At 67.6% G+C, this 13769-nt stretch carries 12 protein-coding genes; 5 read left to right on the top strand and 7 right to left on the bottom strand.

Annotation, left to right across the window (positions count from 1 at the left end):
- Positions 1-1263, bottom strand: a complete 1263-nt coding sequence (locus AMYAL_RS0112980) for a C39 family peptidase (protein WP_020631739.1) — start codon at positions 1261-1263, stop codon at positions 1-3.
- Positions 1264-1501: 238 nt separating this feature from the next.
- Positions 1502-3223, bottom strand: coding sequence for a TIGR03767 family metallophosphoesterase (locus AMYAL_RS0112975; RefSeq protein ID WP_020631738.1), 1722 nt, complete (start codon positions 3221-3223; stop codon positions 1502-1504).
- 154 nt (positions 3224-3377) lie between these two features.
- Here AMYAL_RS0112975 and AMYAL_RS0112970 point away from each other — a divergent pair, with 154 nt between their 5' ends.
- Positions 3378-3836 (top strand): hypothetical protein, encoded by a 459-nt coding sequence (locus tag AMYAL_RS0112970; RefSeq protein WP_020631737.1) that lies wholly within the window; start codon positions 3378-3380, stop codon positions 3834-3836.
- A 154-nt stretch (positions 3837-3990) separates the two neighbouring features.
- On the opposite strand, the gene AMYAL_RS0112965 is transcribed toward AMYAL_RS0112970, so the two are convergent.
- Positions 3991-4599 carry a TetR/AcrR family transcriptional regulator C-terminal domain-containing protein gene (locus AMYAL_RS0112965; RefSeq protein WP_020631736.1) on the bottom strand — a complete coding sequence of 203 codons (609 nt, stop codon included), beginning with the start codon at positions 4597-4599 and terminating at the stop codon, positions 3991-3993.
- 58 nt (positions 4600-4657) lie between these two features.
- Here AMYAL_RS0112965 and AMYAL_RS0112960 point away from each other — a divergent pair, with 58 nt between their 5' ends.
- Positions 4658-5113, top strand: coding sequence for a hypothetical protein (locus AMYAL_RS0112960; protein WP_020631735.1), 456 nt, complete (start codon positions 4658-4660; stop codon positions 5111-5113).
- Here AMYAL_RS0112960 and AMYAL_RS0112955 read toward each other — a convergent pair.
- Entirely contained in the window at positions 5082-6344 is a 1263-nt protein-coding gene (locus tag AMYAL_RS0112955) for an ABC transporter substrate-binding protein (protein ID WP_026467022.1), read from the bottom strand. The genes AMYAL_RS0112960 and AMYAL_RS0112955 overlap by 32 nt on opposite strands.
- Before the next feature lie 99 nt (positions 6345-6443).
- Positions 6444-8081: a long-chain fatty acid--CoA ligase gene (locus AMYAL_RS0112950; protein WP_020631733.1), complete on the bottom strand. Its 1638-nt coding sequence runs from the start codon at positions 8079-8081 to the stop codon at positions 6444-6446.
- 450 nt (positions 8082-8531) lie between these two features.
- On the opposite strand from AMYAL_RS0112950, the gene mihF reads away from it, so the two are divergent.
- Together mihF and AMYAL_RS0112940 are read left to right on the top strand one after the other, a co-directional pair.
- Entirely contained in the window at positions 8532-8843 is a 312-nt protein-coding gene (gene mihF / locus AMYAL_RS0112945) for an integration host factor, actinobacterial type (RefSeq protein WP_005155963.1), read from the top strand.
- A 230-nt stretch (positions 8844-9073) separates the two neighbouring features.
- A complete protein-coding gene (locus AMYAL_RS0112940) occupies positions 9074-10213 on the top strand; it encodes an isochorismate synthase (protein ID WP_020631731.1) in 1140 nt (379 codons plus the stop codon).
- A gap of 179 nt (positions 10214-10392) precedes the next feature.
- Here the strand turns inward: AMYAL_RS0112940 and AMYAL_RS0112935 are convergent, their stop codons facing one another.
- Entirely contained in the window at positions 10393-11082 is a 690-nt protein-coding gene (locus AMYAL_RS0112935; RefSeq protein ID WP_020631730.1) for a 4'-phosphopantetheinyl transferase family protein, read from the bottom strand.
- A complete protein-coding gene (locus AMYAL_RS0112930; protein ID WP_020631729.1) occupies positions 11079-12419 on the bottom strand; it encodes a C4-dicarboxylate transporter DctA in 1341 nt (446 codons plus the stop codon). The genes AMYAL_RS0112935 and AMYAL_RS0112930 overlap by 4 nt, the downstream gene beginning before the upstream one ends.
- Positions 12420-12545: 126 nt before the next feature.
- Between AMYAL_RS0112930 and AMYAL_RS0112925 the strand changes: the two genes are divergently transcribed.
- On the top strand, positions 12546-13715 hold the full coding sequence (locus AMYAL_RS0112925; RefSeq protein WP_026467021.1) for an acyl-CoA dehydrogenase family protein: 1170 nt from the start codon (positions 12546-12548) through the stop codon (positions 13713-13715).
- Positions 13716-13769 lie beyond the last annotated feature (54 nt).

The following is a 13769-nucleotide window of genomic DNA, read 5'->3' as shown; positions in this document are numbered from 1 at the left end:
TCAGCGCGGCGTGATGATGTAGGCGACCCCGCCGGGACCGCCGGAAACCCCGCCCGTGGTGTTGTACCGCTTGGTGCGCTGCCAGATCGTTTCGAACTGGTGTCGCTTGTAGACGTTCCGGACGCGGTCGTTGCTGCTGGCCGCCGGGTCGTTCGCGATCACGTCACCGTCCTTCGTGAAGCCGACGACGACCATGATGTGACCGGAGGTGCCGTATCCCGCGCCGTCGAGTTCCTCGGCCTTGAACGACTGCGACGTGATCACCGGAATGCCGCGCGCGATGTAGTTTTCGAGTTCGTTCAAGGAGTGCAAACGGGTGATGTGCCCACGCAGTCCGAGTGAAGCGGCGTACGCGGTGTTGAACGGCCAGTTGCCGGTTCCGTCGTAGGCGTAGTCGAACGTGTAGCGGGCGGCGTACGCGACGGTCGGGTCGACGTAACCCTCCGGAATCCACGCCATGTCCTCGGGCTTGGGCCGTTTGCCCCAGTATTCGGCCACCATTTCGGTGGATGTCGGGCTGCACCAGTTCTCGCCGCCGCCCCCGTACTCCGGGAACTGTCCTTTGTGGAGGTTCTGGGCGTAGGCGGGCACCTTGAGCTCGATCCCGGTGGCCCGGCCCGGCTTCGTCGGCGCGACCTCGAACCGGTCGGGGACCAGTGACGTCATGGCACCCACCGACGTCACCGACGGCGTGGCACGGGAACCGGCCTCGCGGTACAGGCTGATCCGCAGCTGGTACGACCGCAGTGCGACACCCGCCTTCATGACCAGCGTGTCGACGTCGACGGCGGCGTTGGCGTCGCTCTGGCCGTCGACGCTCGTGCGTTTGATGTCGGCGTCCCCGCTGGCCCAACGGCCCATGACGTACCAGGCCGTCTCGGTGCCCGACGCGGTGCGGCCCTTCGCTTCGATCTTGATCCAGGTCTTCGCGGGCGTCTTCGCGTTCCAGGACGCGACCAGCTGGGAGGCGTCGAAGCCCTGCCGGTGGCTCCGGGACGTCCACTGGCCGTATTCGTAGGTCTTCGTGGTGCCGAGCGCGGGTTCGGTGTGCTCGACGGTGCCGATCGGGCGGTCGATGCGCAGTGTGCCGTGGTCGAGGTCGAGCCCCTCCAGCCTGCCGTCGCGGAAGCCGTGGTGACCGGACCATTCGTGGTAGTCGATCGACTCGTCGTCTCCGCGGCCGGGGCCCGCCTCCGCCGTCTGTGCCGTCACCGCAGTCAGCGTCGCGATCGTCAGCAGCGTGACCAGCCCTCTTGTGCGCATCCCGGCTCCATCCCTCGATTCCGCCCAGTAGGGAAGGGATTTTCGCCGGTCGTGCGAGGTATGTAAACAGTTGTCTGCAAGACGGCCTGAGTCTGTGTCGCTTTCGCGACCAGCTGGCCGTGTTCCGCCTGCAAACACGCGAGTTCGCTCTCTGATCACGCGAGTTGCGTCGTTCGGCCGTGTGCGGCTTCGGACGACTCGCGTGATCAGACGCGGGACACGCGTGATTGAGGGCGGATCAGGCGAGGGGGTGGGGGAGGAGGAGTTCCGTGTTCTGGTCCTGAGCCGTCCCGACGGCGCCGAGCGAAGCGTGGATGTCGTTGTACGAGAACTCCCGGTACAGCGACGCAAGCGCTTGCGTCGAGGTGTCCGAGTACGAGGCCTCGTACGGCGCTTCCGCCTCGATCAAGGTCGTGAAGAGCGAAAGCGTGCCGTCGGCGTTGTCGGCGACCTCGATGATCCGCGCGTGCTGCGGGAAGTCGATGTGCGACGCGGTGTTGATCTCCCAGAAGCCCTGTTTCGCCGTCTTGCCGGGGTGCGGGGTGATCTTGTTGTGGTGCGTGTGCCCGTTGACCCACGCCAGCACGTTCGGGAACCGGTTCAGCAGCGAGACGAACGTGTCACCGTTGAGCCGCAGCTCCAGCGGATGCCGCGCGTCCGGGAGCACGTTGCCCATGGTGCCGCTGGTGTGGTGGCTGAACAGGATGAACAGCTCGTCCGTCACGTTCTGCGTAACCTTGCGCCCGAAGAAGTCGTAGTACGTCGAACTGTTCCGCTTGAGCGTGTTCTCCACCCAGGTGAACTGCCCGAGCCCGATCGACCCGTCGGCCAGCCCGGCCATCGTCGTGGTGTCGAGGCTGATGCCGACGACGCCCGGCGCGATGCGGAAGGTGTAGTACACGTTCCGCCCGTCGGCGTTGTTCCCGCTGAACCCGTGGCCGACCGGGCCGGGGCCGGTGTTGGCGGTGTCGAGGTGGTGCTGGACGAATTCCGCCGTGCTGAACGGCCGCCGCCGGGCATCCGGGGTGACTTCGCGGATGGTGCCCGAACCGCCGAACAGTTCCGTGACCGGGACGCCCGAGCCGGAGCCGATCGCCTTGGCGAGTTTCCGCGACGTCGTCTCGTCCTTGCCGATCACCTTGAACCGGCCGGTGTACCAGGCGTCCATGCCGGGCAGGTCCGGCACGGTGCCGACGATGCTGTCGTCGTGGTTGCCGAAGGTGCAGAACCACGGGACGTCGAGACCGGGCGAGGTGAAGGTGCTCGACGCCGCGCCGAGCAGGCCGGGCAGCTGCGGGAAGCCCTTCTTCGTGTACGCGTCGTCCAGCGGCTTGCCGGGGTTCCAGTAGTGCGAGGACCCGGACGTCTGGACGCCCTCGTGCACGTCCGGGTCGCCCGAGGTCGGGTTCACCGTGCCGCCGTTGAGCACCTTGAGGAACCATTCGAGCTCGATCAGCTCGTGGTTGTCGGTGTTGTCGCCGGTGGTGACCATGAAGTCGATCGCCCGTCCGGTGAACGGGCCCGCCTTCAGGCTGTTCACCCGCTCCACCAGCGCCGTCGTCGCGACCGGGCCGAGCGTCTCGTGCGGCCGGTGCGCCGAGCCGACGAACGGGTGCAGGTACTCGAACCGCGCCGGGCTCTCGGCGTCGGTGAAGTGCAGGTCGGTGAACTGCGCGAACGAGGCCATCGCGCGGCGCCGGTCGTCACGGCCGGACTTCGGGGCGGCGAGGTCGCCCCGGACCACGAGCGGCCAGCCGGGGCCCGCGGTCAGCCGGGTGTAGCCAGGACCGCTCTTCAGCGGGGCCGCCGCGGATTCCAGCGTGGTGCCCGCGGTCCGCGTCGCGCGGGTCGCAGTGAGCGCCAGTGCCCGGTCGAGCGCGTTGGCGGTCGGCGTGCACAGCAGCAGGCCGACGCCGGCCGCGCCTGCCGTGGCGAAGGTGCGCCTGGAGATGTCGGACATGGCGGTGCCCCTACTCGTCGCGGATGGGTGTCGCGGGAGGACGATGCCGGACGACGTTAGCCGGGGGGGTGAACACCAGAAAAGGGTAATGCGAAAATTTGTCACGTTCGGCCGAATACGAAGGAACCAAGGCGGCTCTGGTTACCCTGGCCGTTTGGCGAACGAGGAGGTGGCCCCGGTGGGTGCTTCGGCTTGGTCTGTCCGCGGCCGGTTCGGCGGCGACCCGGAGGCGGCGCTGGACGAGATGAAGGCGCGCGTCTTCGCGGAGGGTGACTATCTCTGGGAGGAGGACGAACTCGGCCGCCCGGACTCGGTCGACGAGCTGTACGAGGTGGCGAGCGTCCAGGAGTCCGGGACCCATTCCGTGCTCGACGTCCACGAGTTCATCAGTGCCACTGGCGAGGACGACTTCGGCACGATCCGGCCCTTGACCGACGCCGAACTCCTCGCCGCCTTCGGCACCGAAGAGCCGTCCATCGCGGGCTTCGACGAACTCGACAAGGCCGGTCAGCTGCCGTACGAACGCCGTCCCCGCTGGAGCGCGAACTGTGCGCTGCTCTACGAAAACGACGTCGCCGTCGAGCTGGCGATCTGGGGCGTTTCCGGCGACTAGAGCCGGCACTTTCCCGTGACCGCGTGGTGGACACGTGTGATCAGACGCCGAACTCGCGTGCTTGGAGGCGTAACTCACGTGATCAGAGGCCGCACACGCGAGTTACGTCTCCAAGCACGCGAAATCCGTGTCTGATCACGGGCCGAATCGGCACTCAAGACCGGCGGAGCCGGGCTGCCAGGCCGTCCAGGATCACTTCGACGCCCAGGTCGAACAGGTCTTCGCTGCTTTGGGTCGCGAAAGCCGGGCCGAGCCTGCTCACGTGGGGATAGTCCGCGAGCCGTTCGAGAAACCCTTCGTCCGGCTTCCGTGCGGGGAGGGTCTCCACCGACGCGAGCACGTGTGCCGTGAGCAGCCTTGAGATCCCCGCGGTGTCTTCTTCGGAGAAGCCCGCTTCCAGCAGGATCCGCACGGTCGTTTCGATGTGGCCCAGCCGGTGCGGCCCGGTCGGCGGCCGTTCGCGCAGCAGGGCGGCCGCGTCCCGGTGGCGCAGCAGCAGGGCGCGGAACTGGCGGAGCCCGCTCGCGAGCTGCTCGCGCCAGGACAGGGCGCGATCGATCTCGAAGGCGTCGGCGCAGATCGCTTCGGCGACGAGGTCCAGGAGTTCCGCCTTGTCCTTCACGTGCCAGTACAGCGTCGGCGAGCTGACGCCGAGCTTCGCCGCCAGGCGCCGGGTGCTCAGCTCGGCGAGACCGGCTTCGTCGAGCAGGTCGACGGCGGCCTCGGTGATCTTGGCGAGGTCCAGCGAGCCTTTGCGTGCCACTCGAGGACTCTATCAGTGATAGATTTGTCTCTATCACTGATAGAGAACGGGGGAAGTGATGCTCTGGACACCGAAGATCCGCCTGGTCACGGTGCTGTGCTCGATCGTCTTCGTGATCGGGACGGCGCTGCAGAACTACGTCGTCATCGATCTGGGCCTGATCGAAGCGAGCATGCGGCTCAAAGGCGCGGACACCGACGGCGCGCCCGGCTATCTCAGCGCGTTGAGGCTGGTGGGGAACGTCTTCATCGTCGGCAACGCGCTCGGACTGCTGGTCTGGTTCCGATGGCGGTGGCTCTTCTGGCCGGTGCTCGCCTTCAATGTCGGCCAGGCGTTCGGCGTCTTCGTCGTGCCGTTCGAAGTGCACCGGGCCGCGATCGGCGAACACGGCTGGCCGGGGGTGCTTCCGTCGCTGGTCACCGACGGCGGGGCGGTGATCCTCTCGATCGTGCTGATCGTCGCGTACGTCCGCTCGCGGCGGCTCACGCGGACAGGCGACCCAGTTCCGCTTTGACGGTCTCGACGGCTTTCTTCGTCTCGGCGGCCGGGTCGGCGCCGTCGCGGGCGATGCGGCCCAGCGCGTCGACGAGCGCGGTGTTCGCCGTCGGTGTCCACAATGGACCGGCGGCGCGGCCGTTCTCCTTGACCAGCTTCGCGGCGTCGGCCGCCTGATCGACCTTGTCGAGCACGCTCAGCCGCGCGGGCAGGTGGAAGCCGAACCTGGTGGCGAACTCCCGCTGGAAATCGGTGCGCTCCAGCCACAGCCATTTGACGAAGTCCTTGGCGGCGTCGGGATTCAGGCTCTTCGAGTGCACCATCGCGCTCAGGCCGCTGACCGGGACGGACGGCGCGCCCGAAGCGTCGAGCCGAGGGAAGGCCAGGACACCGAAGTCGTCCTTCATGGTGTCCTGGATCTTCGGCAGGTTCCACAGCCAGGTCCACTGCATGGCGGCGAGGCCGTCGATGAACGGGATCGGGTCCGCCCAGTCCGTCGAAGCGCCCAACAGCAGCGAACCGTTGAGCTCATGGAGTTTCGCGAACACCGTGGCGGCGCGCGGATCGTCGAAGCCGACGGATTTGCCGTCCTTGACGTAGTCGAGCCCCGCCGACCACAGCAGCGGCCCGGCCAGCGCCGCCGCGCCCGCGTCGTTGCCCGCGAACAGCCCTTTGACGCCGTCCTTGGAGAGTTTCTTCGCCGCGTCGACGAGTTCGTCGAGCGTCTGCGGCGGCTGTACCTTGGCCTCCTGTAGGAAACTCTTGCGGTAGAAGAGAACCTGGGTGTCCAGCGCCTGCGGGATGCCGTAGGTCTTGCCGTCGACGGTCTGCGCCGCGAGCACCGAGGAGTTGAAATCCCCGCGCACAGGCCCGACGACGTCGTCGAGCGGGGCGAGTTGGCCCTGCCGGACGCGGTCGACGGTGACCTGGCCTTCGAAGACGTCCGGGACCGGGCCCGCCGTCAGCGCGGCGTTCAGTTTCGTCTCGTAGTCGTCGGGATTCCACTGCACCGCGACCTTGGACTTCTGGTACGCGGCCGCGTAGCGCGTGACGGCTTCCTGGACCCCGGCTTCGGGATACGGGTGATACCACTGCGCGAGGTCCACCGGTTTCGGTTTCGGCCTGGTCACCCCGGCGGAGTACGCCGTCGACGGCGGCGGGCTTCCTGTTTGGACATTGTTCGACCCGCAGGCGGAGAGCACCGTCGTCCCCGCCAATGCCAGGAACGTTCGCCTGCTTGTCTTACGCACCAACAAAACCCTTCGCCGAACGCCGTGAAGGCCATCTCCAGGGACAGGGTCCCTCAAGATGGCCTTCACGCAACGGCAGGCGCGCGGGAGATTAACCCGTTAGAGCTGACTGATGTCGAGTTTGCCTTCGGAGTGGAACTTCCGCAGCCGCTTCTTGTCGAACTTGCCGACGCTGGTCTTGGGGACTTCGTCCACAAAGGTCCAGTTCTCCGGCAGCTGCCACTTCGCGACCTTGTCGGACAGGAATTCGCGCAGCTCTTCGGCCGTGACGCGCTGGCCTTCCCGGAGCACGACGGCGACCAGCGGGCGCTCGTCCCACTTCTCGTCGGGGATGCCGACCACGGCCGCCTCGGCCACCGCGGGATGGGCCATCACCTGGTTCTCCAGGTCCACCGAGGAGATCCACTCGCCGCCGGATTTGATGACGTCCTTCGCGCGGTCGGTCAGCGTGAGATAGCCGTCCGGGCTGATCTTGCCGACGTCGCCGGTGCGCAGCCAGCCGTCGTGGAACTTCTCCGGGTCTGGCTCGTCACCGCTCGTGCCGCTGTAGTACGACGCCGCGATCCACGGCCCCTGCACTTCGAGCTCGCCGACGCTTTCGTTGTCCCACGGCAGTTCTTCGCCGTTGTCGCCGATCAGCCGGGCGCTGACGGACGCCGGGAAGCGGCCCTGGGTGTAGCGGTACTCCCACGCCTTCTCGCCGGTCGCGGCGGCGGGCGGACGCGCGACGCTGCCCAGCGGCGACGTCTCGGTCATGCCCCAGGCGTGCAGGATCGGCACGTTGTAGCGGTCCTCGAAAGCGTGCATCAGCGACGGCGGCGCCGCCGAACCGCCGACGACGACCTCGCGCAGATGCGAGATGTCCTGCGGGTTCGCGTCGAGGTGCGACAGCAGGCCCTGCCAGATCGTCGGGACCGCGCCGGCGAAGGTCGGCTTCTCGGCGTCGAGCATCTGGGCGATGGGGGCGGGCTGGAGGAAGCGGTCCGGCATCAGCAGCGACGCGCCGACCATCAGCGCCGCGTACGGCATGCCCCACGCCATCGCGTGGAACATCGGGACGATCGCGAGGGCCTTGTCGTGCTGGGCCAGCCGCATGCTGTCGGTCATCGTGACCTGCATGGAGTGCAGCCAGATCGACCGGTGGGAGTACGCGACACCCTTCGGGTCACCCGTGGTGCCCGAGGTGTAACACATCGCGGCGGCCGAACGCTCGTCCACCTCGGGCCAGTCGAAGGTGTCGGGCTGGCCGGCCAGCAGCTCGGCGTAGGAGTGCACCTGGACGCCTTCGGGCGCCGGGAGGGCCGAGGCGTCGCCGTTGGCCACGATAACGTGGCGCACGGTCTTCAGCTCGGGCAGCTGCTTGGCCAGCAGCGGGATCAGCGTGCCGTCGACGATGACGACCTGGTCCTCGGCGTGGTTGGCGACGAAGACCAGCTGCTCCGGGAACAGCCGGATGTTCAGCGTGTGCAGCACCGCGCCCATCGCGGGGATGGCCAGGTACGCGGCCATGTGCTCGGCGTTGTTCCACATGAAGGTGCCGACGCGCTGGTCACCGGTGATGCCCAGGCTCCGGAGGGCGTTGGCGAGCCGTGCCGCGTGCTTGCCGAGTTCGCCGTAGGTCTCGCGGCGGGCTTCTGAACCGGTCCAGGTGATCACTTCGCTCTCGGAGTGCACCGTCGTGCCGTGGCGGAGCAGCCTGCCCAGTGACAGCTGTCCGTCCTGCATCGTGCTCAACATCGCGTACTCCCGTGGTGCTCGTTCTCCGGTGAACTGGGGTTGGGCCGACTCTAATGCGGGTCGGGTGAACTGGTCAGTAACGTCGCAGGCAACCGTTCGGTCACAGTGTCGCGCTAACGGGTGTTCGCCGGTTCGGGTCAAGATCATCAATAATTCGTGTTTTTCCTGCCATGAAACGAAAAATGACTAACAGTGCGAAGTCTTCGCATCGCTCATAAGGGTGATGAACGCCATTGAATCGCCGCTCGAACGGCGTGTTTCCGCAGGCTGGGGTGGGTTGCCCGTGGCGTGGTCGAGGGGTAATAAGTGCGTGTCGGTTTCACGGCCGGGGAACGGGTGGCGTTTACTGGAGCCGTGGTACAGAGACGGCTGGCCAGCGCTTGCTCTTGCAAGCATGGTTAAAGGCCGTCGGCCGCGAAAGCGGAGACCTGAGATGAAAGGACTACTACGTTGGCTCTGCCCACGTTGACTCCGGAGCAGCGCGCCGATGCCCTCGCCAAGGCGGCTGAGGCTCGCAAAGCGCGCTCCGAGCTGCTTGCGTCGATCAAGTCCGGCAAGGAGAGCATCGACAAGGTGCTCAAGCAGGCCAAGGAGAACAAGACCATCGGCAAGACGAAGGTCACGCAGCTGCTGAAGGCCGTGCCCGGCCTGGGCGCGGTCAAGGTCGCCGCCCTGCTGGAGCAGGCCGGGATCGACCCGGACCGGCGCGCCGCCGGCCTGGGTGAGCGGCAGCGCGAGGCCCTCCTCGAGGCGCTGAAGTAACGCCGGGCGCGTCTCTCTTGGCCGGAGGCCTCGGATTTGCGGAGGCGGGCCGCTGACATGGCTGAGCGAGTGACCAGCCGTTGCCACGGCCCGGCTACGGAAATCCGGCAGCGCGCTTTTGAGAGACACTGCCCAGGTCACGGGCTGTCCGGGGGAAGGTGTTGCCTGAGAGGCTGTTGCCCCGGCAACACTTTCCCCTGGTCTCAGCCGGAGCCTGGGACGCTGGTGGGGTGACGACCAGTACCGCACCGGCGACCCCGGCAGACCTGGTCGCCCGCTACGAGCGGGGCGACTTCCTCCTGGCCACGGCCCGGCACGCGCTCCTCGCGAGCGGGGCCGCCGCCACCGCGACCGACACCGATCCGGCGCGGCTGTCCAGGGCTTTGCCAGGGCTGTTCACCGACTCGGGAGCTCCGATCGCGGTCGGTGTGCTGCCCTTCGACACCACCTCCACGCCGAGCCATCTGGTTCTGCCCCGCACGGTGCACCGCGCGTCGTCCGAGCGCGCGGCCGTCCCGCCGCGAACCGCTCTTCCGCAGCCGGTCAAGGTCACTTCCGTGCCCGAACCGGAAGCGCATCTCGCCGCCGTCCGAGCGGCCGTTTCGGCGCTGAGTGACCGTGACCTGCGCAAAGTCGTCCTGGCCCGCGCGCTCGATCTCGACTTCGCCGGTGCCGTCCCCGTCGAGGACGTCGTCCGGAATCTGGCGAACGGCAACCCCCGGCACACCACCTACGCCGCGCAGCTGCCCGGCGGGCGCACGCTGGTCGGCGCCACTCCCGAACTCCTGCTGTCCCGCACCGGCGGCGCCGTGCTGTCCCGGCCGCATGCCGGGTCGATGCCCCGGTCGGCGGACCCGGCGATCGACAAGGCCCATGGTGAGGCGCTGCTGGCGTCCGAAAAGGACCACGTCGAACACGCCGTGGTGGTGGAGTCCGTCGTCGAGATCCTGCGGCCGTTCTGCCGCACCCTCGACGTCCGCGGCCCCGAACTGGTCTCGACGCCCGCCATCTGGCACCTCTCGACCACCGTCACCGGTGAGCTGATCGACCAGGACGTCACCGCGCTGGACCTCGCCGCCGCCCTGCACCCGACACCCGCGGTCTGCGGCACGCCGACCGATGCCGCCCGCTCGCTGGTCCAGGAGCTGGAGCCGTTCGACCGCGAGTACTACGCGGGCGCCATCGGCTGGGTCGACGCGGCCGGGGACGGCGAATGGGCGGTCGGGATCCGGTGCGCGGAGATCGCCGACACCTCCATGCGGCTGTACGCCGGTGGCGGCATCGTGCCCGCGTCCGACCCGCGGACCGAACTGGACGAGACCTCGGCGAAGTTCCGCACCCTGCTGGCCGCCATGGGCCTGGAGATCTAGAGGGCCAGGGCAACCCGTGACTCACGTGCTCAGACCCGTGACTCACGTGATCGGAGGCGGATCTCGCGTGATCACAGGCCGCGCACCCGAGTGCGGCCTCCAATCACGCGAGATCCGCCTCCAATCACACGAGTCCGGTCTCTGATCACGCGAGTCACGCCGTCGCTGACGCTGGAGATCTAGAGGGTCGCGAAGTCCTCGGTGACCGAGATCTCGTCCGTCGTGATCAGCGCGACGGCGGCCCGGTAACCCTCCGTCGCCTTCAGGTCCGCCAGCCGGGTCCGCTCCGGGTCGAGCGCCGGATGGCTCGACCGGACCAGCCGCGCGTCCTCGTCGTATCCGGAGAACGTGATGCTCTGCAGCGGGATCTTGAGGCCCTTCCCGGTGGCCTTCATGACGGCTTCCTTGCGCGTCCAGTACGTGAAGAACGCCGTCGCGCGCTGCTCGGCGAGCAGCCCGGAGATCGCGGACTGCTCGGCCGGGGTCAGCGCGTACTCCAAGAGCGAGTCCTCGGCCCGCCTATTGGCCGTCTCGACGTCGAGACCGACCGGGGTCCCCGCGGTGGCCGCGACGCCGATGAGGTCGCCGGAATGCGAGATCGACAGCATCAGCGGCGCGTCGGGGACCCGCGGGCGCCCATGCGGCTTTCCGCAGTCTTCGCAGGTCGCGTCGAAGCTGACGGCCTCGACGGCCAGGCCGAGGCGCTCGGCGGCGACGGTCTTCGCCAGCACCCGGCCGGTCAGGAACCGGCGTTTGTCGATGTCCTGGCGGTAGTTGTCGTACCGGCCTTGTTCGAGCTCGTCGAGCAAGGCCAGGAACCGGGGTTCAGCGGGCAGGGGCTCCGACCAGCGGACCGCACATTCGATCACACCTCCTTTTTACCGGATCCGGCACTGGCATCCCCCGAGTTTTCGTCGAGTAGTGTCGCTTCGTCGAACGGCGACTCGCCATTCAGCGTCCGGTCCAGCTGCTCGCGGTCGATCTCGTTGGTCCAAGTGCCGATCAGCACGGTCGCGACGGCGTTGCCCGCGAAGTTCGTCAGCGCGCGGGCCTCGGACATGAACCGGTCGATGCCGACGATGAACCCGACGCCGTCCACCAGTTCCGGCCGGTGCGACTGGAGGCCGCCCGCCAGCGTCGCGAGCCCCGCGCCGGTGACCCCGGCGGCGCCCTTCGACGCGATGATCATGAACACCAGCAACGAGATCTGCTCGCCGATGGTCAGCGGTTTGTCGAGCGCGTCCGCGATGAAGATGGACGCCATCGTCAGGTAGATCGCGGTGCCGTCGAGGTTGAACGAGTACCCGGTCGGCACGGTGATGCCGACGACGGGTTTGGAGACGCCGGCGTGCTCCATCTTCGCGATCAGCCTGGGCAGCGCCGATTCCGAGGACGACGTCGACAGGATCAGCAGGAACTCGCGGCCGAGGTACTTGAGCAGCTTGAAGATGTTGACCCTGGCGAACACGCCGATGATCAGCCCGAGCACCACGAACACGAACAGCCCGCAGGTGATGTAGAAGCCGAGCATGATCACCGCGAGGCTCTGCAGCGCCTTCCAGCCGGTCTCGCCGACGACGGCGGCGATCGCGCCGAACGCGCCGACCGGGGCCGCCCACATGATCATCGCCAGGATCCGGAACACGAGCCGCTGGATGTGCTCGATGCCGCGGCGGATCGGCTCGCCCTTCGTGCCCAGTTTCTGCAGCGCGAACCCGGCGAGCAGCGCGACCAGCAGTGTCTGCAGCACCTCGCCCTCGGTGAACGCCGAGACCAGCGTCTTCGGGATGATCCCGAGCAGGAACTCGACGGTGCCCTCGCTCTTGGCGATCTGGTCCTGGCCCTTTTCGGCGATCTCGGGGGTCAGGTGCAGCCCGGTGCCGGGCTGGAGGATGTTGCCGACGACCAGGCCGATGACCAGCGCGACCGTCGACATCACCAGGAAGTAGCCGATCGCGAGCCCGCCGACGCGGCCGACTTTCGCGGCCTTCGCCACCGAGCCGACGCCGAGCGCGATCGTGCAGAAGATGATCGGCGAGATCATCATCTTGATCAGGTTCACGAACCCGGTCCCCAGCGGCTTCAGTTCCTTGCCGAGCTGGGGGAACAGGATGCCGACCGCGATGCCGAGACCGACGGCCACGATGACGGCGATGTAGAGGTAATGGGTCCGATCCCGCTTCGCCGCGGGTGCCTGCGTGCTCATGGGTGCCCTTCGACAAGACGGGGACAGGTTGCGAAAACTTATGACAGTTCCTCGGCGAACGACAGCCGAAGCGGTACGCTGAGCTAAGCGAGCGCTTAGTCAATGCCGAACAGGAGCGGGCTGACCATGGATTTCTCTCTGAGCGTCGAGGAACGCGAGGTGCGGGACTGGGTCCGCACGTTCGTCCAGCGCGACCTGATGCCGCGCGAGCAGGAGGTGCTGCGCCGCGAACGCGCCGGCCAGCCGGGGCTCACCGGCGAGGAGCTGCGCGAGCTGCAGCTCAAGGCCAAGGAATCCGGCTTCTGGGGTGTGCAGACGCCGGAGGAGTACGGCGGCATGGGCCTGTCCGCGGTGATGACCGCGCTGCTGGAGGCCGAACTCGGCCGCACGTTCGTGCCGTTCCGCTTCGGCGGGAACGCGGACAACATCCTGTACTACGCCAACGACGAGCAGAAGGAGCGCTACCTGCTCCCGACGATCTCGGGCGAGCGCAAGTCCTGCTTCGCGATCACCGAACCCGGCGCGGGCTCGGACGCCAAGGCCATCCGGACCTCCGCCCGCAAGGACGGCACCGACTGGGTCATCAACGGCGAGAAGACCTTCATCACCGGCGGTAACGAGGCCGACTTCGTGATGGTCTTCGCGATCACCGACCCCGAGAAGGGTGCGAACGGCGGCGTCACCTGCTTCCTCGTCGACCGTGACGCGGGCTGGAAGTCCGAATACATCGACACCATGGGCGAATGGGGCCCGGCGGCGCTCGTCTTCGAGGACGTCCGCGTGCCCGAGACGCAGATCCTCGGTGAGCTCGGCCACGGTTTCGACCTGGCCATGCAGTGGATCGGCGCGGGCCGCTACCTGCTGCCCGCCCGCGCGATCGGTTCGTGCGAACGGCTGATCTCGATGGCCATCGAGCACGCCAACACGCGGGAGACGTTCGGGCAGAAGATCGCCGAGCGACAGGCCATCCAGTGGATGATCGCGGATTCCGGCACCGAACTGGAGGCGCTGCGCTGGCTGGTGCTGCACGCCGCCTGGCAGGTCGACCAGAAGCTGGACTCGCGGCACGCGCAGTCGATGGCGAAGCTGTACGGCGGGGTGAAGGCGAACGAGATCGTCGACCGCGTCCTGCAGATCCACGGCGGAATGGGCTACACGCGGGAACTGCCGGTCGAGCGGTGGTACCGCGAACTGCGGCTGCTGCGGATCTACGAGGGCACCGACGAGATCCAGCGCCGGACCATCGCGCGCAACCTGCTGAAGGGGCACGTCAAGGTCGGCGGCACGCTGGGCTGACGGCCGTACATGCCGTGAAGGCCTCCTTCCCTACGCTCAAGGTAGGGAAGGAGG

The organism is Amycolatopsis alba DSM 44262 (assembly GCF_000384215.1).
In the GTDB taxonomy this organism is placed as follows: domain Bacteria; phylum Actinomycetota; class Actinomycetes; order Mycobacteriales; family Pseudonocardiaceae; genus Amycolatopsis; species Amycolatopsis alba.
Note: the sequence above shows the minus strand (reverse complement) of the source record. Positions and strands in the feature narration are given on the sequence as shown.